The organism is Aeromonas salmonicida, from assembly GCF_028355655.1.
In the GTDB taxonomy this organism is placed as follows: domain Bacteria; phylum Pseudomonadota; class Gammaproteobacteria; order Enterobacterales; family Aeromonadaceae; genus Aeromonas; species Aeromonas salmonicida.
Genome location: NZ_CP110645.1, coordinates 362,197 through 383,441, shown reverse-complemented (window position 1 = coordinate 383,441; position 21,245 = coordinate 362,197). Strand labels below are relative to the sequence as shown.

The window sequence follows — 21,245 nt, the reverse complement described above, 5'->3', positions numbered from 1 at the left end:
GTCAGGCCTCCTTGCCATCATCGGCACCGACCAGGATGGTGGTGTCGCTAAGATATTGGTACGGCGGAATGACCAGGTTCAAGGGTGCAGGCACCCCCTGGAACACTCGACCAGCCATGTCGAACTTGGAGCCATGGCACGGGCAGAAGAATCCGGAGGTCACGCCTTGAACCTGCTCACCGAAGTTATCCGGCAGGTAGGAAGGAGAGCATCCCAGATGGGTACAAATGCCGACCGCAACAAAGATCTCGGGTTTGATGGATCTGTAGCCGTTATGGGCATAATCCGGCTGCTGTGGTTCGTCAGATGCGGGATCCCGCAGCTGGCCATCGTGAGCCGCCAGTGCATCCAGCGTCTGCTTGGTGCGTTTCACCACCCAGACCGGTTTGCCTCGCCACTCAACACGGATGAGCTGGCCTGGTTCCAACTTACTGATATCCACTTCTACCGGAGCGCCCGCCGCTTTGGCCTTGGCACTCGGGTTCCATGACTTTATAAACGGCACTGCGGTAAAAGCAGCTCCTACCCCACCAACGGCAACCGTTGACCAGGTAAGAAATCTGCGGCGACCGGTATCAACTGGCGCATTGCTCATCCAAAAACTCTCCCATGTGGACTCCGCACATTCTTATTGTGTCCCTGTTCCCCTTTCTTCCGTGACAACAGCGGCGGAAGCGGAGTTACAATTGTCACAGAAAAACCGAGGGAATTTTAAAGAAAAGATAACAACTTGACAAGAAAGACCAGCGAAGGGCAAAAACAATAAATATACATTTTTTTGTCTTTTGTGACGTGGTGTTAGCATTGGCGTAGGTAATATTACCAATAAAAAAAGCCTGGCACATGGCCAGGCTTTTTTGACACTCGTGAGAGTGAGTACAAAAAGCGAATTAACGCTTGGAGTACTGCGGACGCTTACGAGCTTTGTGCAGACCGACTTTCTTACGCTCAACCTTACGGGCATCGCGAGTAACAAAGCCTGCTTTACGCAGTTCGGCGCGCAGGGTTTCATCGTACTGCATCAGAGCACGAGTGATACCGTGACGGATCGCACCAGCTTGGCCGGAGATGCCACCACCATTAACGGTGATGTACAGATCCAGTTTCTCGGTCATCTCAACCAGTTCCAGCGGCTGACGAACTACCATGCGGGCAGTCGGACGGCCAAAGTACTGCTCCAGGGAGCGCTGGTTGATTACGATTTTACCGCTACCCGCTTTGATAAACACGCGAGCAGTGGAGCTTTTGCGACGGCCGGTACCGTAGTATTGATTTTCTGCCATGTTGCCAGTTCCCGATTAGATATCCAGTACTTGAGGTTGCTGAGCAGCATGAGCATGCTCGGCGCCTGCGTAAACTTTCAGTTTACGGAACATGGCACGGCCCAGAGGACCCTTCGGCAGCATACCTTTGACAGCAGCTTCGATTACCATTTCCGGCTTACGCTTGATCAGCTTGTCGAAGCTGATTGACTTGATACCACCCGGGAAACCGGAGTGAGAATGGTAGATTTTATCGGTAAATTTCTTACCGGTTACATGTACCTTCTCAGCGTTTACAACGATGATGTAATCACCGGTGTCAACGTGCGGAGTATATTCAGCTTTGTGCTTACCACGCAGACGAGAAGCGATCTCGGTTGCGATACGACCCAGAGTTTTACCCTCTGCGTCCACAATGTACCAGTCACGTTTTACGGTTTCTGGCTTGGCAACGAAAGTTTTCATTAAGTTAAACCCAATTACCTGTTACAGACCCAATTGCTTATGGGGGCTCTCCCACAAACAACAAACGATGGCCTACCTGTACCCCTTCGAATACAAGTAAAGCTTAAAGTGTCGCTGTCTTATCGACAGCTGTAACGTGGGCCGGGCGATTATAAGTGAAGTTGCCTTAAATATCACCTGCTAATTTCACTGCCATGAAGCTAGCAAATGTCGCCCGGCCCTACCTGCCGCAGATGCCCATCCGACTGGCAGGCGCGGTATTGTGACTAAGGAAGGTGCACTCTGGCAAGGTATTCGTGCGATTGCATTTCCTGAAGCCGTGAAAGACAACGTTTGAATTCGAAATTCAACAGCCCGCTCCCGTAGAGTTCTGTCATGGGGACAGCCGCCGACATGATGAGTTTGACGTGCCGTTCATAGAACTCGTCCACCATGGCGATGAAGCGGCGAGCCGCGTCATCCGTGCCAGCCCCCATGGGTTGCACATTGGCAAGCAGCACAGTATGAAACAGGCGGGCCAGCTCTATATAGTCGCCCTGTGAGCGAGGAGTACAGCAAAGTTGCTCGAACTCCATGTACAGCACACCTTCCCCCATTCCCAGCGACGTCAATTGACGATGGTTGATCTCGACACTGCCAGCGTTGACCTGCTCCAGACCCGTTAACTGTTGGAAATATCGGTCCAGATTGGATTTTGCCTGCTGATCCAGAGGGAAGTGATATATCTCTGCCTGCTCCAGGGTACGCAAGCGATAGTCGATGCCACCATCCACGTTAAGTACCTCGCAATGACGCTCGATGAGCTCGATTGCTGGCAGAAAACGGGCTCGTTGCAGACCATTGCGATAAAGGTCCTGTGGCGGGATGTTGGAGGTCGCCACCAGCACAACGCCATGACCAAACAGCTCCTGGAACAGGGTGCCAAGCAGCATGGCATCCGTGATGTCGGAAACAAAAAACTCATCGAAACAGATGACATCTGTCTCGCTGGCGAGCTTGCTGGCGATGAGCTTGAGCGGATCGGCCTGGCCGGTCAGCCCCCTGAGTTCGTCATGCACCCTGTGCATGAAACGGTGGAAGTGGATACGCAGTTTTCGCGTCCCCGGCAGGCTCTCGAAAAAAGTATCCATCAGCCAGGTCTTGCCTCTGCCCACTCCGCCCCACATATATAGTCCGAGGACAGGCTCCTTGGCCTTGGGCTTTTGCAACCAGCCCAACAGGCCGCGGGATCTGGTCGGAGTCGGGCTTTGGCACAAATCCTGATAGAGTCGCTGCAGGCGGGTCACGGCCATCGCCTGAGCGGGGTCGGCCACAAAGCCGGGGCGCTGCAAATCCTGCTGATATTTTTGCTGCGGGGTCATCCTGTCAACCGCCTCCAAGTCCCTGAATGAAGGACAAAATGGTATCACGCTCTCGGGGTGCACGGTATAGTGCCATCAAGGCGTAGCGGCCATCCAGGCCGCCTCAACACACATTGATTTAGCTGTAACAAGGAGCATCTATGAGTCTGTTAAACGGGATCCTGCTGGCTGTCGCCGCCTTGATTATCGGTATCATCATCGGTCGCTTCACGGTGCGCAGCCGGGATGCCGGACGTCTGGAACAAGAGCTGAAAAAAGCGCATACGGAGCTGGAAAGCTACCAGGGCCAGATCAATACCCACTTTGCCGACAGCGCCGCCCTGATGGAGCAGTTGGCCGAGCAGTATCAGACCCTCTATCGCCACATGGCTGAGCAGAGCAAATTCCTGGCCAAGGCACAGGAACCGCTGTTCCGTGAAGCACTGCTTGAAGAAAGTGCCGATACCCCGGCTAACGAAGAACCCGGCGTACCGCCCCGTGACTATGCCGGCGCCTCCGGTCTGCTCAAGCAGTCCAGTTAGTTCCCCGCGGAACTAATTGCGCTGTGTTGTGGTCAGACCTTGACGATTGCATTGCAACTTTTTCTGGGAGCTGTTTTTCATATGCGTAAACCTCTTTCTGTGCTCAGTGTGCTAGCCCTCAGTGTCGGTATCGCCATGTCTGCGGCCCCTGTGCAGGCTGCACTGCCCTCTTTGCTGGCGAACAATCAGGAGATGCCGAGCCTGGCGCCGGTTCTCGAACAGGTCACGCCTGCCGTGGTCAATATCTCCGTCTCTGGCAAGAAAATCACTCGCCAGCGTCTACCTGAACAATTCCGCTTCTTCTTCGGCCCCAACATGCCTGACGAGCAGGTGAGCGAGCAGCCCTTCCAGGCGCTGGGCTCCGGCGTCATCATAGATGCCAAGAAGGGCTACGTGATCACCAACGCCCACGTCGTACACGAGGCGGACGAGATCAAGGTCAACCTGAAAGATGGTCGTGAATATGCGGCCAAAAAGATAGGTGAAGACAAACAGTCCGATATCGCCCTGCTGCAAATCAAGGCCGAGGATCTGGTGCAGATCAAATTTGCCGATTCAGACGAACTGAGGGTCGGCGACTATGCACTGGCCATCGGCAACCCGTTTGGCCTGGGCCAGACAGTCACCTCCGGCATCGTCAGCGCTCTGGGACGCAGTGGCCTCAACATCGAAAATCTGGAAAACTTCATCCAGACCGATGCGGCCATCAACTCCGGCAACTCGGGCGGCGCCCTGCTCAACCTGCGTGGTGAGCTGATCGGCATCAATACCGCCATCTTGGGCCCCAACGGTGGCAACATAGGTATCGGCTTTGCCATTCCGTCAAACATGGTACGTGACCTGTCTGAGCAGATCGTCAAGTACGGTGAAGTCCGCCGTGGTCAGCTGGGGATCACGGGCTCTGAACTGACCTCGGATATCGCCAAAACCTTCGGTTACAACAAGAAGGATGGCGCCTTCGTCAACCAGGTCATGCCTGACTCCGCCGCCGCCAAGGCCGGTATCAAGCCTGGCGACATCATCGTCAGCATAGATGGCAAGGCAATCCGCTCGTTTGGCGAACTGCGAGCCAAGATAGCGACCATGGGTGCCGACAAGCAGGTCGCGCTGGGCCTCATCCGCGACGGCAAGGAAGAAACCGTCAAGGTCATGCTGAAGAAGGCCGATGACAGCGAGATCCTGGCCAGCGTCCTGCACCCTGCACTGGAAGGGGCAAAGCTCAGCACCACCTCGGAGCCGGTGACGGGCGTAGCTGTCTCCGATATAGCGGCTCGCTCACCTGCTGCGGCCTCCGGTCTGCAGAAAGGCGACATCATCATTGGCGTCAACCGTCTGCGGGTAAACTCGCTGGCCGAGCTGACCAAGGCATTGAAAAACAAGCCGGATGTGCTGGCGCTGAACATACAGCGCGGAGAGTCTTCTCTCTATCTGGTGATCCGTTAATAACCTCACACCCGCGGCCCTCGCCGCGGGTGATTTTTATCCACCGATAGTGTTATTCTCTGCCCGCTGCATGTACGGATGAGAATGACATGAAAATCCCACCTTTGATCAGTTACTTGGGCAAGTCTGTCGGCTTCGGTCTCACCGTGGCGGCTCTCCTGTTGCTGCTGTTTCCCGATTTCCGTGGCGGTGCCCAACTCCCCGGCATCATCACCAATGCCCGTGAGCTGAGCTTCTCTTACGCTGCTCATAGAGCCGGCCCTGCCGTCGTCAACATCTACACCCGCAGTTTCTCCCGCAATCAGGGCAACCAGGCTGAACTCAGGCCCCAGGGGCTGGGCTCGGGAGTCATCATGAACCAGCGCGGCCATGTGCTGACCAACTATCACGTCATCGCCGATGCGGACCAAATCATAGTCGCACTGCAGGATGGGCGGGTGTTCAGTGCCGAGCTGGTCGGCACCGATCAGTTAACCGATCTGGCGGTGCTCTACATAGAATCGGACAACCTGCCAGTGATCCCCCAGGATCCCGACAGGCAGCCGGATGTGGGGGACGTTGTGCTCGCCATCGGCAACCCTTACAACGTCGGCCAGACCATCACCCAGGGCATCATCAGTGCGACCGGTCGCCTTGGTCTCTCCAGCATGGGACCGGACGGCAACGGGCGGCAGGACCTGCTTCAAACCGATGCGGCCATCAACGAAGGCAACTCGGGGGGCGCCCTGGTCAATGGCCGCGGCGATCTGGTGGGCATCAACACGGCCGCCTATCACCTCAACGGCAATCAGGAGAGCTACGGTATCAGCTTCGCCATCCCTTACCGGTTGGCCAAACGGATCATGGATGAGCTGATCACCAACGGCCGTGTCATTCGCGGCTACCTCGGCATCTCCAGCGTTGAACTCAACCCCATAGTGGCGCGCATGATGAACCTCGGTGATTTGCGCGGACTCGTGATCGAGAGTCTGGATCCTGACGGCCCGGCCAGCAAGGGCGGTCTGAAGCGGGGGGATGTGCTGCTCAAGATCAATGGGGAAGCGCTCAGCGGCGTGCGCTCCGCCATGGACAAGATTGTCGAGAGTCGTCCCGGCACCAAACTCACCATATCGGTGTTTCGTGATGGCAAGCCGCTGGAAGTGGAGGTCACCATAGAGGAAGACCTGCGCTACCAGCAGGGCAAGGCCAATACGAATGTCAGTGGCGCTACCGCCAGCTGACCCTCTTGTCTCTTCATATCACAAGGGCGGGTAACCGCCCTTTGTCATTTCTACGGATCCTCGTTCCCCTCATACGTGAGACGACTCACAGTTTCAGCCTGTGCGGCTCTGGGGCTATCTGTCAGAGAAGTGCGCCATCGATCACACTAATCCAGCCCCGATAAGCTCCCTTTCCCCTGCTGGTACACAAAAATGGGCCTTTTAAGCCGCTTCGCACGGGAATTTCCGCTTCGAATCGGAAAAACGCTGCCTCCTCTGCACACCCCTGCAGGCTTAGGGTAATCCCATACCTTCTGCCAGCCTTGGAGAGCAGACATTGCACACAGAGACTCATGACCAGAACCTGACCCCGGACAGCCCGGCGTTGCTGCACCAGACCGACCTGATCCTGGCACGCATCCACATCCTGCTAGGCGATCAGGGCATACGTCCCAACGAGGTGCAAAAGCAGATGCTGGCCTCCCATGTCAAAGCCATGGTGTGGCGTTCCCATAGCGGGGAATCCCTGCCGGAGGTCGACCTCAGCCTGTTTGACGAGATCTCCCCCCTTTCCCTGCGACTGGCCGAACAGGTCGTCGCCTGGCTGGACAAGCTGGCCTATGAAGAGGCTCACCTCTTGTCCGTCCATTTCGAAGTCGCCAAAGAAAATGAACTCAGCTCAGTGCTGAATCAATAACAAAAAGGAGATATCCAGATGTCAGCCATCAAACTCGTGATTGGAGATCGTCTCGGCAAGGGCCAGAAAGTGGGGGCAGGGGCAGAATCCGCCGGTGCCAGCGTGACCGTGATACCCGGCATGGCCGCCGATATGAAGCTCGGTGATGTGATGAACAAGGAGCAGGCGGATCTCGGCATCTCCTTCTGCGGCAGCGGTGGCGCCGGTGCCATCACGGCCCAGACCAAGTACGGCTACAAGTGCCGCTACGGCATGCGCTCCGTCGAGGAGGGTGTCACCGCCATCAATGACGGCTGCGTGGTGCTGGGTTTTGGTTTCATGGACAAGGAAGAGCTTGGCCAGAAGCTGGTAGAAGCCTTCGTCAAGAAGCACGGACGCGCCTGATGAAAGAGGACTTCACCACCCAGGTCATCGTCAACGGCAAGGGGGCGACCCGCCAGCAGGCGTTCGCCGCAGCCCTCAGCCAGGTGCAGCACACTCTGCTCAAGGACAACCCGCGCGTCATGCTGCGGATCGAACCGGTCGAGGTGCAGGTGCTCAAGGCCGAGGAGTCGGTCCGGGTGGAGAAGTTCCTGTTCTTCTTCCTGCCGCGCCAGCGCCGTGAATTCCGCGTCCAGCTGGAGATCACGGTCAAGGTCACCAGCCTGGACGCCGACAAGGTGACGTTCACCCTAGTGTGATGCCACCCGCAGCGACAACCCCACAAGAGGGATACATTGGATGTTTCTAATCATATTTATCAAGTCACTCATCATCGGCGGCCTGGTGGGCGTCGGTGTGGGGGCCGGCGCGGCGCGGATGTTTCACGCCCCGACCGTGCAGGGCATGGGTGCTTTTCGTACTCTGGGTGAGCTCAACTCATGCGAAGGGGATCCCGCCTCCCACTTCTCTTTCGGTCTGGGCTTCTTCTTCAACGCCTGGGCCTCTACCGTGGCAGCGGGTGCCTTCACCCAGGACGTGGATCACCGCATCCTGCCGAACTGGGGGGCGGCGGCCCTGATGATCCGCAACCGGGATCTCGCCAGCACTCTGCACGACCCGAAAAAGATGGCCATCGCCTGCGGCATCATTGGCGCCATCGTGGTGGCCTTCCTCAACAGCACGGCTGCCGCTGTACCGGCCGCCCTGCAGGTGACAGCGGTCAAGGTGCTGGTGCCTGCCGCCAACCTGCTGGTCAACACCGTCATGCCGGTGATCTTCTGGCTGGCCGCCATCGAAGCGGGCAAGAAGTCCGGTTTCTGGGCCACCATCTTCGGCGGTCTGGCGCAGCTCATCATGGGCAACGCAGTACCGGGTCTGGTGCTCGGCATCCTGATCGGCAAGGGGGTCGAAGAGAGCGGCTGGAACCATGTCACCAAGGTGATGATGAGTGCCATCGTCCTGCTGTTCGTGCTGAGCGGCTTCTTCCGCGGCTTTGACCTCAAGCTGATTGAATCCTTCCACATGGGCATCCCCCTGTGGCTGGAAAACGTCCATAACCTGCTTGCCAATAAATAAGGGGCCACACCATGGATGAGAAACTGAGAAACAACTTCTGGTACGCAGACTGGTCCTTCCCCATCTTCGTCGGCCTGCTGTCGGCCGGGGTCTTTGCCGGAACCCACATGTACTACCTGTACGGTGTCGGCGCCTTCAACGAGGTGGCCTTCGTCGCCATGCTGAAAGCCGGCATGGACACGGGTGCCTACGGCGCTGTGGCGGCCTTTGGCGCCAGCTTCCTGTTTGCCCGCATCATAGAGGGCTCCCTGGTGGGGATCCTGGACATAGGCGGCGCCATCCAGACCGGCGTCGGCCTGGGCGTGCCCGCCCTGCTGCTGGGGGCCGGCATTCTCTATCCAGTGGAGAACTTCGGCGCCTCGCTGGTGACCGGCATGGTGATTGGTCTGGCGATTGGCTACATCATCATCCTGGCGCGCAAGTTCACCATCAACCAGAGCAACTCCACCTACGGTGCGGACGTCATGATGGGAGCTGGCAACAGCTCGGGCCGCTTCCTGGGCCCCCTGATCATCCTCTCTGCCATGGGTGCCTCCATCCCCATAGGACTGGGTTCCCTGCTGGGGGCACTGCTGTTCTATGTATGGAGCAAGCCCATCACAGGGGGCGCCATCCTGGGTGCCATGTTGCTCGGCACCTTCTTCCCGGTCGCCCTTGCATAAGCACTCGCCGCCCTGCGGGGCGGCCTCTTCGAGGTCATCACCATGCATGACATGATCATCAGAGCGGGACGCCTGGGAAATGGCGAGCTCATCGATATCGCCATCCGGGACGGCAAGATAGCGGCCCTCGGCCAGCTGCCGGCAAAGACCGAGGCGAAGCAAACCCTGGATCTGGCTGGCCGGGTGCATGTAAGTGCGGGCTGGATCGACGGCCACACCCACTGCTATCCCGCCTCCCCCATCTATCACGATGAGCCGGACAAGGTGGGCGTGGAGTCTGGTGTCACCACCGTCATAGACGCGGGCAGCACAGGCGCCGACGACGTGGACGACTTCCAGCGCCTCGCTTCAGGCTGCAAGACCCGGGTGCATGCCCTGCTCAACATCTCCCGCATCGGCCTGCTGCGCCAGAACGAGCTGGCGGACAGCCGGGATCTGGACATGGCACTCGCCTCGGCAGCCATTGCCCGTCACCCCAACTTTATTATCGGCATCAAGGCGCGCATGAGCGGCAGTGTGGTGGGTGAGAACGGCCTGCAGCCGCTGCGCATGGCCAAGGCGCTGCAGCAGGCCCACGGCCGGCTGCCGCTGATGGTGCATGTGGGCAACACGCCGCCGGATCTGGACGAGATTGTCGCCCTGCTGGGGGATGGCGACCTGCTGACCCACTGCTTCAACGGCAAACCGAACCGCATCCTGACACCGGCCGGCGAGCTGCGGGTCGCGGTGCGCGAGGCGATGCAACGGGGCCTTTTGCTCGACATAGGCCACGGCGGCGCCAGCTTCAGCTTCGAGGTGGCGGAGCTTGCCATCCGTCAGGGGATACAGCCCCACACCATCAGCTCGGATATCTACTGCAAGAACCGTATCAAGGGGCCCGTCTACAGCCTGGCCCACGTCATGTCCAAGTTTCTCGCCATCGGCATGACGCTGGAGCAGGTGCTCGCCTGCGTCACCGACCATGCCGCCGATGCGCTTCGCCTGACCGGCAAGGGACGACTCGAGGTGGGCGCCGATGCCGATCTGACCCTGTTTGAACTGGCCAGCGGCCCGACCCTGTTTATGGATACCGAGGCGCAATCGCGCAGCGGCGACCTGCAACTGCTTCCCCTCGCCGCCCTGGTGGGCGGTGATCTGGTTCTGACTCACTATGGGAAATCACAGCATGCCTTCTGTTTATGAGAAATATCAGCTCAAACCCGTGATCAACGCCTCCGGGCGCATGACCATTCTCGGCGTATCCACCCCCGAGCAAGAGGTGGTCGATGCGGTCAACTTCGGCCTGGGCCACTACTTCGAGGTGAAGGATCTGGTCAACAAGACAGGTGCCTACCTGGCAGGCTTGCTGGATGTGGAAGATGCGGTGGTGGTCTCCTGCGCCAGCGCCGGCATAGCCCAGTCGGTGGCCGCCGTGATAGTGCGTGGCGACCCCTACCGGCTGGAGCAGCTGCACGCCCATGCCCACGGGGTGCCGAGTGAAATCGTGCTACCCAAGGGGCACAACGTCAACTTCGGCGCGCCGGTCGGCACCATGGTCAACCTGGGTGGCGGCAAGGTGGTGGAGGCCGGTTATGCCAACGAGTGCTCCCCTGCCCAGTTGGCCGCCGCCATCAATCCCAATACCGCAGCCATCCTCTACATCAAGTCCCATCACTGCGTGCAGAAGAGCATTCTGTCGGTGGTAGAGGCGGCAGAAGTGGCCAAGGCTCGCCAGCTGCCACTGATCGTCGATGCGGCAGCGGAAGAGGACCTGTGTCTCTATTACAACCAGGGGGCGGATCTGGTTATCTACAGTGGCGCCAAGGCCATCGAAGGGCCCACCAGCGGGTTGGTGCTCGGCAAACGTCAGTATGTGGAATGGGTCAAGCAGCAGGCCAACGGCATAGGCCGCGCCATGAAGGTAGGCAAGGAGGGGATCCTCGGCCTGACCCGCGCCATCGAGCGCTACCTGGAAAAAGAGAAGGAGAGCGATGCCGCCATGGTCGCCAAGATGACCCCCTTCATCGAGCGCCTCAACCAGCTTCCGGGCGTCAGCGCAAAGGTGGTATGGGACAGTGCGGGGCGCGATATAGCCCGCACCGATATCGCTTTTGACCACCAGCAGATCGGCATGACCACAGTCCAACTGGTGGCTCGACTGCAACAGGGCAACCCAGCCATCTACTGCCGTGGCTACAAGGCCAACGAAGGCCACATCGAGATCGACGTGCGCAGCGTCACCGCCCCCCAGCTCGACCAGATCCATGCCGCCATTGCCAACCTCGTTCAGGAGAATCGCTGATGTCCCTAGCTCCCAACGACTACCACAACCGTGTCTGCCTCAATGTACTACCGGGCTCCAAACAGCAAGCCGTCGTCGAAGGCCATATCTAATTCAGGAGGATCACTGATGTCCCTTATTCCCAACTACTACCGCAACCGTGTCTGCCTCAATGTACTAGCGGGCTCCAAACAGAATGCTGTCGACATTTATGAGGCGGCCGAAGGCCATGTACTGGTCGGCGTGCTCTCCAAGAACTATCCGGATGTGCCCTCCGCGGTCGCCGATATGCGCGATTACGCGAAACTCATCGACAACGCTCTCTCCATCGGGCTGGGGGCGGGCGATCCTCGCCAGTCCGCCATGGTGGCCGAGCTGGCCTGTCAGTTGCAGCCCCAGCACGTCAATCAGGTCTTCACCGGGGTCGGTGCCAGCCGGGCGCTGCTGGGCCAGCCAGATACACTGGTCAATGGCCTCATTTCCCCCACCGGCACACCGGGTCTGGTGAAGATCTCCACCGGTCCCCTCAGTGCCCAGCAACCGGACGGGATTGTGCCCATCGACACTGCTATCGCCCTGCTCAAGGACATGGGCGGCAGCTCGGTCAAGTTCTTCCCCATGGGAGGGCTGGATTGTCGTGACGAGTATCAGGCGGTGGCCGAGGCCTGTGCCCGCCACGGCTTCTGGCTGGAGCCCACAGGTGGCATCGATCTCGACAACTTCGAAGAGATAGTGCGGATCGCGCTGGACGCCGGGGTCGAAAAGGTGATCCCCCACGTCTACAGCTCCATCATCGACAGCGAGAGCGGCCAGACCCGCCCCCAGGATGTACGCACCCTGCTCGCCACCGTGAAACGACTGCTGGCGTGATGAAAGATGGCACCGGTCCGATCACTGGCCGGTGCCTGGCTTGTTAATGACCCACTTGTTAACATCGACCCTTTACTTCGCGACAGGAGTCCCGTCCCCCCTCATGACCAAGCTGCCCCACCCCAGACTCCATCAACTGCTGACCCAGCTCCATGCCGAACCGCTGCCACAGGAGGAGCTGGCTCGCCGCCTCAATGTCTCCACCCGTACTGTGCGCACCGACGTGGCGACCCTCAACGAGCTGATTACCACCCACGGCGCCCACCTGATCCACCAGCGCGGCAGCGGCTACCAGCTCAAGATTTACAATCAGGGGCTGTTTGATGAGTTGCTGGCGGCCCAGGAGCAGGAGAGCAGCCTGCCGCGCACCAGCCGCGAGCGGGTGCTGCACCTGCAGATCTTGCTGCTGACGGCGGAACAGGGGATCAAGCTCGACGAGCTGGCGGATACCTGGTATCTGAGCCGGGCGGCGCTGCAGGGGGATATGGCGGAAGTGCGGGAGCGGCTCGCCCACTTTGGCTTGCTCATCGACAGCAAGCCACGGCTGGGCATGCGCATCCAGGGTGGGGAGACGGCGATCAGGGCCTGCCTCACCCAGTTGCTCTATCAGGAGCTGCTTCACAACAACCAGTTGCAGAGCCTGCTGCCCAACCTTTGCCCCAGCAAGACGCTGGAGGTAGTGGGCAATCACATCCATGCCCAGCTCAGCCGCCATCAGCTGCGCCTCGCCGACGAGAGCTTGCAGCAGCTCACAATCTACTGCGCCGTCGCCCTGCTGCGGCAGGCTGCGGGGCACGAGCTGCGCCAGTTTGCCAGCGAAGACATCACAGAGACGCTGGCCGCCGTAGCCAGTGACATTTATGCAGAGCTGCCGACCCTGATGCCACCGGGAGAAGAGGAGATCGCCTGCCTCGCCATCCAGATCCAGGCCCGCCTCACCGCCGACACACCCAGGCTCAGCCCGGCCATGGCCGCCGAGAGCGAGCAGTTGGTCGAGCATCTGCTTGCCTATATCCATCAGCACTATCCTTATGATCTGCGCGGCGATCAGCAGTTGCGCGCGGATCTGCAGACCCATATCAGCGCCATGCTGCTGCGGGTCAAATACCAGATTGGCAGCCACAATCCGCTGGCGGATCACATCAAGCAGTACTATCCCCTCGCCTACGACATCACGCTGGCCGCCATTTCGGAGTGGATAAAACAGACACCTTACCGGCTGACCCACCACGAGATCGGCTACCTGGTAATCCATATCGGGGTAGGGCTGGAGCGCCACTACGACATCGGCTACACCCGCCGTCCCCAGGCACTGCTGCTGTGCGATGCCGGCAACGCCACCTTTCGGGTGCTGGAGGCGCGCATCAAGCGGGAATATCCCCAGCTGCAACTGGCCAGCCTGGAGTCGGTGCGAGATTACGAGGGGTTGACGCGGATCGAGCAGGATTTTGTCATCAGCACTGTCAAAGTGAGCGAGAAGAACGTGCCCGTGGTGCAGGTGGCACCTTTCCCGACCCAGTATCAGCTGGAACAGCTCGGTAAACTGGTGCTGATCGACCGCACCCGCCCCTACCTGCTCGACAAATACTTCGATGCCGACCACTTCATGGTGGTCAATGAGCCACTCAACCAGAGTCAGCTGTTCGCCCGCATCTGCGATCAGCTGGAACAGGAAGACTTGGTGGAAGCGGGGTTCAGAAGTTCACTCCACGAACGGGAGCGCATCGTCTCCACCCTGCTGGGAGAAGGCATAGCCCTCCCCCACTCCCTCGGCCTGCTGGCCCGCCGCACCCTGGTCTATACAGTGCTGGCACCACAGGGGATCGACTGGGGCAATGGCGAGACAGCCACTCTGATATTCGTGCTGGCCATCAGCAAGGCGGACTACGAAGAGGCGATGGGGCTCTACGATCTGTTTCTGGCGCTGATGAACGAAAAAGCCAGCAAGAATCTGCTGGCTTGTCGGGATTTTGCCAGCTTCAAGGGGCTGGCGCGCACCGGTTCCTGAACTAGGGCGAGGAGTGAGTCACTCCTCGTTGAAGCCGGAGGTGAACAGCGCCACCACGGCGGCCAGCGCCTCTACTTCTTCGGGGCCCTCCACCTGCACTTCCACCTGCTTGCCCTGGGCTGAATCCAGCATCAGCAGGCCGATCACGCTGTCTGCATCGGCCTCGATGCCGTCCTCATTGCGCAGCAGCACGTGGGCATCGAAGCCCTGTACCAGCTCGAACAGCATCATGGCCGGTCTGGCATGCATACCCAGTTTGTTCTTCACTTCCACCGAGGCTGAGACGGTCATCTGATCTTCCTATTGGTCCATCAATGTTGCGGCGTACTTTTGTCGAGGGTGCGGTGGCGGATCTGAACGTTCTTGCCGAGCAAGCGGAACGCGCCAGCCAGCTGCTCTGCGATGAACACGGACCTGTGCTGGCCCCCAGTGCAACCAATTCCCACAGTGACATAGCTACGATTGTTGCGCTCCAGATGTGGCAACCAGGTCGCCAGCATGTTTTCAATCTGCAGGATGAACTGCATCACGTCTGGCTGGCTGGAAAGGTAGCGGGCCACGGGCTCATCCTTGCCGGTAAAGGGTTTGAGCTCGGGGATCCAGTGTGGATTCGGCAGGAAGCGAGCATCGAACACGAAGTCAGCGTCCTTGGGGATGCCGTACTTGAAGCCGAACGACTCGAACACCAGCACCAGTTCGTTCTCTTTCTTGCCAAGCACCCGGGTCTTGATGAGCTCACTCAGGTCATGAATGCTGAGGCTGGTGGTGTCGATACGCAAGTCGGCGGTCGAGGAGAGCGGCGCCAGCAGATTGGTCTCTTCACGGATCGCCTCATCCAGCGAGAGCTGCTTGCGGGACAAGGGGTGCAGCCGGCGGCTCTCACCGTAGCGTTTGAGCAGGGTGGAGTTCTCCGCATCGAAGAAGAAACTGGAAAATTCCACCCGACCCTCATTGCGAACCTGGGCCAGCAGGGTCTCCAGCTTGTCTGCGCTCACCGGCAGGTTGCGCACGTCGATACTGACCGCCAGCTTGTCATACTGGCTCTCGACCGACACGATCAACTGGGGCAGCAGGTTGACCGGCAGGTTATCCACACAGTAATAACCCAGATCCTCCAGCACGCGCAGGGCAACTGTCTTGCCCGAGCCGGAGCGCCCACTTACCACTATTAATTGCATCTTGTTGCCTCACCGCTTGGGGTCATCACGAGGGCCCGAATATCAGGCCGACGTCATGATCTGATAGAGATCTTCATCGCTGCTTGCCTGGCGCAACTGGCGGCAAACCGCCTTGTCGCCGAGTTTGGATGCCATCAGGGAAAGGGTCTTGAGGTGCTGTTTGCACTCGCTTTCCGGCACCAGCAGGGCAAAGAGCAGGTCAACCGGTTGATTGTCGATGGAGTCGAAGGGGATAGGCTCTGCGAAGGTCATCAGGATGGCGGTCGGCGGAAACTCGTCACCGATCCGGCCGTGGGGAATGGCAATACCGGCACCGATCCCGGTACTGCCCATTTTTTCTCGTGCCAGCAAACACTCGAACAGTGTCTGGCGAGAGGTCCCCAAGCGCTCAGCAGCTAATTCACTGATGATCTCGAGGGCGCGTTTCTTGCTGGTACAAGGGACCGCACTTTTGGTGCAGTCCCGACTCAGTATGTGTTCAAGTTGCATAGTTATTTTTGATTTAACTTATCTTTGTGCTTGATGATCTGCCGATCCAGCTTGTCCAGCAGGGTATCAATCGCAGCATACATATCAGCATGCTGTGAATTGGCGAACACCTCACCACCGCTGACATGCAGCTTGGCTTCGGCGATCTGGTTCAGTTTTTCTACGCTCAACACCACATGAACATTATTGATGTGGTCAAAGTGACGCTCGAGTTTGGCAAATTTGTTATTCACATAATCACGCAGAGCTTCGGTGATCTCGACATGGTGTCCGGTCAGGTTAATTTGCATAACGTCTTCCTTTTGTTTTGCCTAAACCAGGCGTTTGCGCTGATTGGATGGCGGGATCAACAAGGATTCACGGTACTTTGCGATCGTGCGTCTCGCCACCATAATACCCTGTTCGGCCAGCAAATCCGCGATCTTGCTATCACTTAGCGGCTTGGCGGGATTCTCCGCCGTCACCAGCTTCTTGATCAGCGCGCGAATTGCGGTCGATGAGCACTCTCCTCCTCCTTCTGTGTTCACATGACTGGAGAAAAAAAACTTCAGTTCGAAGATGCCGCGGGGGGTATGCATGTATTTCTGGGTCGTTACCCTGGAAATGGTCGACTCATGCATCTCCACCGCCTCGGCGATATCGTTGAGCACCATGGGCTTCATGGCTTCTTCACCATACTCGAAAAAGCCCTGTTGTTGCTCGACAATACAGGTCGCCACCTTGAGCAGGGTGTCGTTGCGACTCTCCAGACTCTTGATGAACCACTTGGCTTCTTGCAAGTGGGAGCGAATGAACTGGGTATCCTGGCTAGTACGCGCCTGACGGGCCATGGCGGCATAGGTCTCGTTGACCCGGATGCGCGGTGCAGAATCCGGGTTGAGTTCGACGACCCATTTGTTGCCCTTCTTGACGACGGTGACATCCGGGATCACGTACTGGGAGTCACTCTGTATGATGCCGTTACCCGGCCTGGGCTCCAGTTGCTGGATAAGGTCCAGCACCTCCTTGAGATCACTCTCCTTGAGCTTGGTCTTGCGGGCCAGGGTGCGGTAATCACGGTTGCCGAGCAGATCCATGTGCTCCTTGATCACCTCCCTGGCCTCATTGAGCCAGGGCAGTTCAGGAGCGTACTGGCCAAGCTGGATCAGCAGACACTCCTGCACCGAGCGCGCGGCGATGCCGACCGGATCGAAATGCTGCACCCGCTTGAGCACTGCCTCGACCTCGTCGAGTTCCACCTCGACATCCTCGCTGCTCACCGCCGCCTGTATATCTTCGAGAGAGACGGTCAGATAACCGGAGTCATCGATGGCATCTATGATGGCCAGCGCAATGGCGGCATCCAGATCGCTGAACGGGGTGAGGCGCATCTGCCACAGCAGATAGTCCTGCAGGTTCTCGGTGGTTTCCCCCTGATAGACGCTGTCCTCTCCATCGTGGATGGGGCCTGCGCTCTGGGCTGTGCCGGCTGAATAGACATCTTCCCAGGTGGTATCTACCGGCAGTTCGTCCGGCATCTGATCCTGGGCCATGGCATCGCTGGAGTCGAGCTGACTGTCGTCGACGGGCTCTTCCGGGCTGGTCTCCTGAACGTCATTCTCCTCTTGCTCAAGCAAAGGATTGTTATCGAGCGCTTGCTGAATTTCCTGCTGGAGTTCCAGGGTGGAGAGCTGGAGCAGACGAATCGCTTGTTGTAATTGCGGCGTCATGGTCAGGGACTGACCGAGACGCAACTGTAATGTCGGCTTCATCTACGTCGGGATATCCTTATGTTCAGCGAGGCAGTCGTCAAAGGAAATGAAGAGATGCCCCCTTACTATAGACTGAATTGATCGCCCAAATAGACGCGCTTGACCTGTTCATCGGCAAGGATCTCGGCCGGTGCACCTTCGGCGATCATCTTGCCGTGACTGACGATATAAGCCTTCTCACATACGTCCAGAGTCTCCCTGACGTTGTGGTCGGTGATCAAGACACCAAGGCCTCTATCTTTCAGATGCTGGATGATCTTCTTGATGTCTATCACAGAAATGGGGTCGACCCCGGCAAACGGCTCATCCAGCAGAATAAAGCGCGGCTCGGCCGCCAGCGCGCGGGCGATCTCGACCCGGCGTCGCTCCCCCCCTGACAGACTCTGACCCAGGTTGTCACGGATATGGGTGATGTTGAACTCTTCCAGCAGTTGTTCGACCTTGTCTTCACGCTCTTCGCGGCTCAGCCCCTTGCGGGTCTGCATGACCCCCATCAGGTTGTCGAACACGGACAGACGACGGAAGATGGAGGCCTCCTGCGGCAGATAGCCGATGCCGTTACGGGCACGGATATGCATGGGCTGCTGGCTGATGTCCTGATCGTCGATGGTGATGAGGCCGGCATCGCTCTGCACCAGCCCCACTATCATGTAGAAGGAGGTGGTCTTGCCGGCACCGTTCGGGCCGAGCAGGCCGACGATCTGGCCGGTACCCACCTCCAGACTCACGTCACTGACCACCATGCGACGCTTGTAACTTTTTTGCAGGCCGGCTGCTTTCAACACTGCCATGGTTTATTTTCCCTGCTTCTTCTGGTCGGCGGGCTTGTCGAAGTTCTCTACCTGATCAGGCAGGAACACCGTCTTGACCCGCTGGGTCGGCCCCTTGCTCTCGGCGATCATCTTCTGTTTGACGATGTCGTAGCGGATCAGGTCACCGTTGACCTGGCTGTCTTCCTGTTTGAGCTGACCGTTGCCGGTAATGGTCACCAGGCGATTCTTCAGCTCGTAGCGAATGCTGTTGCCGTGGGCGTTGACCGGTTTGCCGTTGTCCAGGATCTGGAAGAAGGTGGCAGGCTTGCCATAGGCCGTCATGACCTCGGCCCCTTTGTCGCCGGAACGGATCACCACCACCTTGTCAGCCTTAATCTTGATGGTGCCCTGAGTGATGATGACATCGTCACTGAAGGTGATGCGGTTGTCCTGCATCTCGGCCACCTGTCTGACCGCATCCACATAGACCTTTTCGGCAAAGTCGGACTCTTTGGCACTCACGGTGCCGCACAGCAGCAAAGCCGCGAGGGCCAGATTAGCGTTTTTCATTGAAATAGATGGCATGGCCCTGATCCAGTAATTCAAAATATTTGCGTTCCAGATGACCCTTCAGGCCAACGCCTTCGGTCTGGAATTCCTTACCCACTATGCTGACATGCTGATTGCTTCTCACATTCTGAGTCACCAGATCCAGCTCCAGATAGGGGGTATCCAGTGTGGAGATGAAGGAGGTGGGCAGCAGGCCATCCAGATGTACCTTGTCGCGCAGGATCACGTTGTCATCTGTATTGAGGACACCTGTGTCGGCCGTGACTTTCCACTCGGCCTCACCCTGCTTGTCAAACATGTAGACCACCGGCTTGTTGAAGGTAGCCTGCTCGATGATCTGGTAATACTCCGCATACTCGGACTCCAGCCGTTCTGTGCGTCGACCGTTGACATCAAAACGGGTGGTCACCAGGTTCCTGGCGGTGAAGTCCGGCTGGTAGTTTTCTGCCTTGGTGGTCGGCTCCGGCGTCAGGTCGACATCACCAATCTGCCAGGCGGCCAGCGCCACCAGAAACAGCAGGGCGAACAACAGCGTCTGTCTGCTCATACCGAGGCCTCTGGCTGATAATCGCCATGCCCTTGCGCCTGCAGTATGAGGTCACACACCTCACGCACAGCACCGACTCCGCCAGCCAGTCGAGTCACCATGTCGGCCCGGGCCAGTACCAGCGGATGAGCATCAGCCACGGCAATACCGAGCCCGCAGGCCTGCATCACCGGCAGATCTATGGTGTCATCCCCCATATAGGCGGCTTGTGACGCTTCCAGACCCAGCTTTGTCAGCAGCGCCTCGAAGTGGGGCAGCTTCTGATCCGCCCCCTGTACCAGATGCTGCACTCCCAGGCTCTTCATCCGATCGCTGACGATGCGGGAGTTGCGCCCGGTGATGATGGCTATTTCAATCCCGGCATTGAGCAGGGCCCGCATACCGGCGCCATCGCGGGTACAGAAGGTCTTCAGCTCTTCGCCGTCATTGCCCATATAGATGAGGCCGTTGGAGAGCACTCCATCCACATCGCACACCAGCAGGCGAATTTGCGCCGCCCTGTCGTATTGGCTGCGCGTCACCGGACCATAAAGGGTCGGTACGTTTTGCATCAAATTACCCCGGCTTTCAGCAGGTCATGCATGTTGAAGGCCCCCAGCGGGCGCTTGTCACCATCCACCACCAGTAATCCGTTGATCTTTCTGGTTTCCATCAGTTTGACAGCTTCTGCCGCCATCATCTCGGGGCCAACGGTAACACAGTTGGTCGTCATCACCTTGGCGATCGAGGTGTGATGGATATCCACCTGCAGATCCAGGATCCGGCGCAAGTCACCATCGGTGAACAGTCCGGCCAGCAGACCCTCGTCGTTGACGACCGCCGTCATGCCCAGACCTTTGCGACTCACTTCCAGCAGCGCCTGGCTGATGGTGGCATCGATCCCCACCTGGGGCAACAGATCGCCGCTATGCATCAGGTCACCGACCCGCAGCAGCAACCGCTTGCCAAGGGAGCCACCAGGGTGGGAGAGCGCGAAGTCATCGGCGGTGAAGCCGCGGGCTTCCAGCAGGGCAACCGCCAGTGCATCGCCCATCACCAGGGTAGCCGTGGTGCTGGAGGTCGGTGCCAGGCCCAGCGGGCAGGCCTCTTTATCCACCTTGATGCACAGATGCACGTTGGCCTCTTTGGCCATGGTGGAGGCCGGATTGCCTGTCATGCAGATCAACTGGATGCCGCGACGTTTGAGCACCGGCAGCAGGGCCAGGATCTCGTCGCTCTCACCGGAGTTGGAGATGGCGATGATAAGGTCGCCGCTGGAGATCATCCCCAGATCCCCATGGCTGGCTTCACCCGGGTGGAGGAAGAAGGCAGGGGTGCCAGTGCTGGCCAGGGTGGCAGCAATCTTGCTCCCGATGTGACCTGACTTACCCATGCCGGTGACCACTATCTTGCCACTGCAGCGCAGCACCAGCTCGCACGCCTTGTCAAAGGCATCGTTCAGGTACTGATAGAGTCCATCAATCGCTTGTTTTTCAATGTCCAGCACAGTACGGGCGCTGCGACGAAAATCGAACAGTTCAGACACTTTCTCAGGCTTTACAGACATAAAGGCACAGCTCCGGGCGGAAATTTGCTGCGGGATTATAAAAAAGTCTGTCGAGATAAGCGAATCGGATACTTCTCGGTCCCAAAAGAGAGACAATCGGTGACGCAAAACTGTCGCGCTTTTGAGGAGGCAGGCTGTTCAATAGTTGTTCCTTGCTGTTGCTTAGA

Annotated in this window: 26 protein-coding genes; 12 read left to right on the top strand and 14 right to left on the bottom strand. The window is 58.4% G+C overall.

Annotated features, from left to right (window positions below; translation table 11 throughout):
- Position 1 precedes the first annotated feature (1 nt).
- The 4 genes from petA to zapE form a co-directional block, all read right to left on the bottom strand.
- A complete protein-coding gene (gene petA / locus ONZ54_RS01910; RefSeq protein ID WP_005314362.1) occupies positions 2–595 on the bottom strand; it encodes a ubiquinol-cytochrome c reductase iron-sulfur subunit in 594 nt (197 codons plus the stop codon).
- 295 nt (positions 596–890) lie between these two features.
- Entirely contained in the window at positions 891–1,283 is a 393-nt protein-coding gene (gene rpsI, locus ONZ54_RS01905; protein ID WP_005314365.1) for a 30S ribosomal protein S9, read from the bottom strand.
- 15 nt (positions 1,284–1,298) lie between these two features.
- Complete coding sequence (gene rplM / locus ONZ54_RS01900) at positions 1,299–1,727, bottom strand: 50S ribosomal protein L13 (RefSeq protein WP_005314367.1); 429 nt, start codon at positions 1,725–1,727, stop codon at positions 1,299–1,301.
- A 266-nt stretch (positions 1,728–1,993) separates the two neighbouring features.
- Positions 1,994–3,088 carry a cell division protein ZapE gene (gene zapE, locus ONZ54_RS01895; RefSeq protein ID WP_271787337.1) on the bottom strand — a complete coding sequence of 365 codons (1,095 nt, stop codon included), beginning with the start codon at positions 3,086–3,088 and terminating at the stop codon, positions 1,994–1,996.
- A 140-nt stretch (positions 3,089–3,228) separates the two neighbouring features.
- Between zapE and ONZ54_RS01890 the strand changes: the two genes are divergently transcribed.
- The 12 genes from ONZ54_RS01890 to ONZ54_RS01835 all read left to right on the top strand — a co-directional run bounded on the left by ONZ54_RS01890 (position 3,229) and on the right by ONZ54_RS01835 (position 14,245).
- Positions 3,229–3,609, top strand: a complete 381-nt coding sequence (locus ONZ54_RS01890) for a Z-ring associated ZapG family protein (protein ID WP_005314374.1) — start codon at positions 3,229–3,231, stop codon at positions 3,607–3,609.
- Positions 3,610–3,690: 81 nt separating this feature from the next.
- Complete coding sequence (locus ONZ54_RS01885; protein ID WP_005314377.1) at positions 3,691–5,052, top strand: Do family serine endopeptidase; 1,362 nt, start codon at positions 3,691–3,693, stop codon at positions 5,050–5,052.
- Between the two features lie 89 nt (positions 5,053–5,141).
- Entirely contained in the window at positions 5,142–6,272 is a 1,131-nt protein-coding gene (degS, locus tag ONZ54_RS01880; protein WP_113720801.1) for an outer membrane-stress sensor serine endopeptidase DegS, read from the top strand.
- A 316-nt stretch (positions 6,273–6,588) separates the two neighbouring features.
- Positions 6,589–6,948 carry a transcriptional regulator gene (locus ONZ54_RS01875; protein WP_005314387.1) on the top strand — a complete coding sequence of 120 codons (360 nt, stop codon included), beginning with the start codon at positions 6,589–6,591 and terminating at the stop codon, positions 6,946–6,948.
- Positions 6,949–6,966: 18 nt separating this feature from the next.
- Complete coding sequence (locus ONZ54_RS01870; protein ID WP_005314389.1) at positions 6,967–7,332, top strand: glycine-rich SFCGS family protein; 366 nt, start codon at positions 6,967–6,969, stop codon at positions 7,330–7,332.
- Positions 7,332–7,628 carry a DUF4312 family protein gene (locus ONZ54_RS01865; protein WP_005314392.1) on the top strand — a complete coding sequence of 99 codons (297 nt, stop codon included), beginning with the start codon at positions 7,332–7,334 and terminating at the stop codon, positions 7,626–7,628. The genes ONZ54_RS01870 and ONZ54_RS01865 overlap by 1 nt, the downstream gene beginning before the upstream one ends.
- A 40-nt stretch (positions 7,629–7,668) precedes the next feature.
- Positions 7,669–8,445: a DUF4311 domain-containing protein gene (locus ONZ54_RS01860; RefSeq protein ID WP_005314394.1), complete on the top strand. Its 777-nt coding sequence runs from the start codon at positions 7,669–7,671 to the stop codon at positions 8,443–8,445.
- Positions 8,446–8,456: 11 nt separating this feature from the next.
- Positions 8,457–9,107, top strand: coding sequence for a DUF4310 family protein (locus tag ONZ54_RS01855; RefSeq protein ID WP_021140216.1), 651 nt, complete (start codon positions 8,457–8,459; stop codon positions 9,105–9,107).
- 42 nt (positions 9,108–9,149) lie between these two features.
- A complete protein-coding gene (locus tag ONZ54_RS01850) occupies positions 9,150–10,289 on the top strand; it encodes an amidohydrolase/deacetylase family metallohydrolase (RefSeq protein ID WP_271787336.1) in 1,140 nt (379 codons plus the stop codon).
- Complete coding sequence (locus tag ONZ54_RS01845) at positions 10,273–11,388, top strand: DgaE family pyridoxal phosphate-dependent ammonia lyase (protein WP_271787335.1); 1,116 nt, start codon at positions 10,273–10,275, stop codon at positions 11,386–11,388. Before ONZ54_RS01850 ends, ONZ54_RS01845 begins: the two co-directional genes overlap by 17 nt.
- Positions 11,389–11,496: 108 nt before the next feature.
- A complete protein-coding gene (dagF, locus tag ONZ54_RS01840; protein WP_271787334.1) occupies positions 11,497–12,237 on the top strand; it encodes a 2-dehydro-3-deoxy-phosphogluconate aldolase in 741 nt (246 codons plus the stop codon).
- 103 nt (positions 12,238–12,340) lie between these two features.
- Entirely contained in the window at positions 12,341–14,245 is a 1,905-nt protein-coding gene (locus ONZ54_RS01835; protein ID WP_271787333.1) for a BglG family transcription antiterminator, read from the top strand.
- Between the two features lie 18 nt (positions 14,246–14,263).
- Here the strand turns inward: ONZ54_RS01835 and npr are convergent, their stop codons facing one another.
- From npr to ONZ54_RS01785, 10 genes are all read right to left on the bottom strand, one after another.
- On the bottom strand, positions 14,264–14,536 hold the full coding sequence (gene npr / locus ONZ54_RS01830) for a PTS phosphocarrier protein NPr (RefSeq protein ID WP_005314403.1): 273 nt from the start codon (positions 14,534–14,536) through the stop codon (positions 14,264–14,266).
- A 20-nt stretch (positions 14,537–14,556) separates the two neighbouring features.
- Positions 14,557–15,423: an RNase adapter RapZ gene (gene rapZ / locus ONZ54_RS01825; protein WP_005314405.1), complete on the bottom strand. Its 867-nt coding sequence runs from the start codon at positions 15,421–15,423 to the stop codon at positions 14,557–14,559.
- A 42-nt stretch (positions 15,424–15,465) separates the two neighbouring features.
- The gene (ptsN, locus tag ONZ54_RS01820; protein ID WP_271787332.1) at positions 15,466–15,912 is read right to left on the bottom strand and encodes a PTS IIA-like nitrogen regulatory protein PtsN; all 447 of its coding nucleotides are present in this window, start codon (positions 15,910–15,912) and stop codon (positions 15,466–15,468) included.
- Between the two features lie 2 nt (positions 15,913–15,914).
- Complete coding sequence (gene hpf, locus ONZ54_RS01815; protein WP_005305957.1) at positions 15,915–16,202, bottom strand: ribosome hibernation promoting factor; 288 nt, start codon at positions 16,200–16,202, stop codon at positions 15,915–15,917.
- Positions 16,203–16,223: 21 nt separating this feature from the next.
- Complete coding sequence (locus ONZ54_RS01810) at positions 16,224–17,663, bottom strand: RNA polymerase factor sigma-54 (protein ID WP_059112774.1); 1,440 nt, start codon at positions 17,661–17,663, stop codon at positions 16,224–16,226.
- Between the two features lie 65 nt (positions 17,664–17,728).
- Positions 17,729–18,454, bottom strand: a complete 726-nt coding sequence (gene lptB, locus ONZ54_RS01805; protein WP_005314412.1) for an LPS export ABC transporter ATP-binding protein — start codon at positions 18,452–18,454, stop codon at positions 17,729–17,731.
- 3 nt (positions 18,455–18,457) lie between these two features.
- The gene (gene lptA / locus ONZ54_RS01800; RefSeq protein ID WP_005314414.1) at positions 18,458–18,985 is read right to left on the bottom strand and encodes a lipopolysaccharide transport periplasmic protein LptA; all 528 of its coding nucleotides are present in this window, start codon (positions 18,983–18,985) and stop codon (positions 18,458–18,460) included.
- Positions 18,972–19,532: an LPS export ABC transporter periplasmic protein LptC gene (gene lptC / locus ONZ54_RS01795; RefSeq protein WP_005314417.1), complete on the bottom strand. Its 561-nt coding sequence runs from the start codon at positions 19,530–19,532 to the stop codon at positions 18,972–18,974. The genes lptA and lptC overlap by 14 nt, the downstream gene beginning before the upstream one ends.
- Positions 19,529–20,083 carry a 3-deoxy-manno-octulosonate-8-phosphatase KdsC gene (kdsC, locus tag ONZ54_RS01790; RefSeq protein ID WP_005314419.1) on the bottom strand — a complete coding sequence of 185 codons (555 nt, stop codon included), beginning with the start codon at positions 20,081–20,083 and terminating at the stop codon, positions 19,529–19,531. The genes lptC and kdsC overlap by 4 nt, the downstream gene beginning before the upstream one ends.
- Positions 20,083–21,078, bottom strand: a complete 996-nt coding sequence (locus ONZ54_RS01785; RefSeq protein ID WP_011898279.1) for a KpsF/GutQ family sugar-phosphate isomerase — start codon at positions 21,076–21,078, stop codon at positions 20,083–20,085. Before ONZ54_RS01785 ends, kdsC begins: the two co-directional genes overlap by 1 nt.
- Positions 21,079–21,245 lie beyond the last annotated feature (167 nt).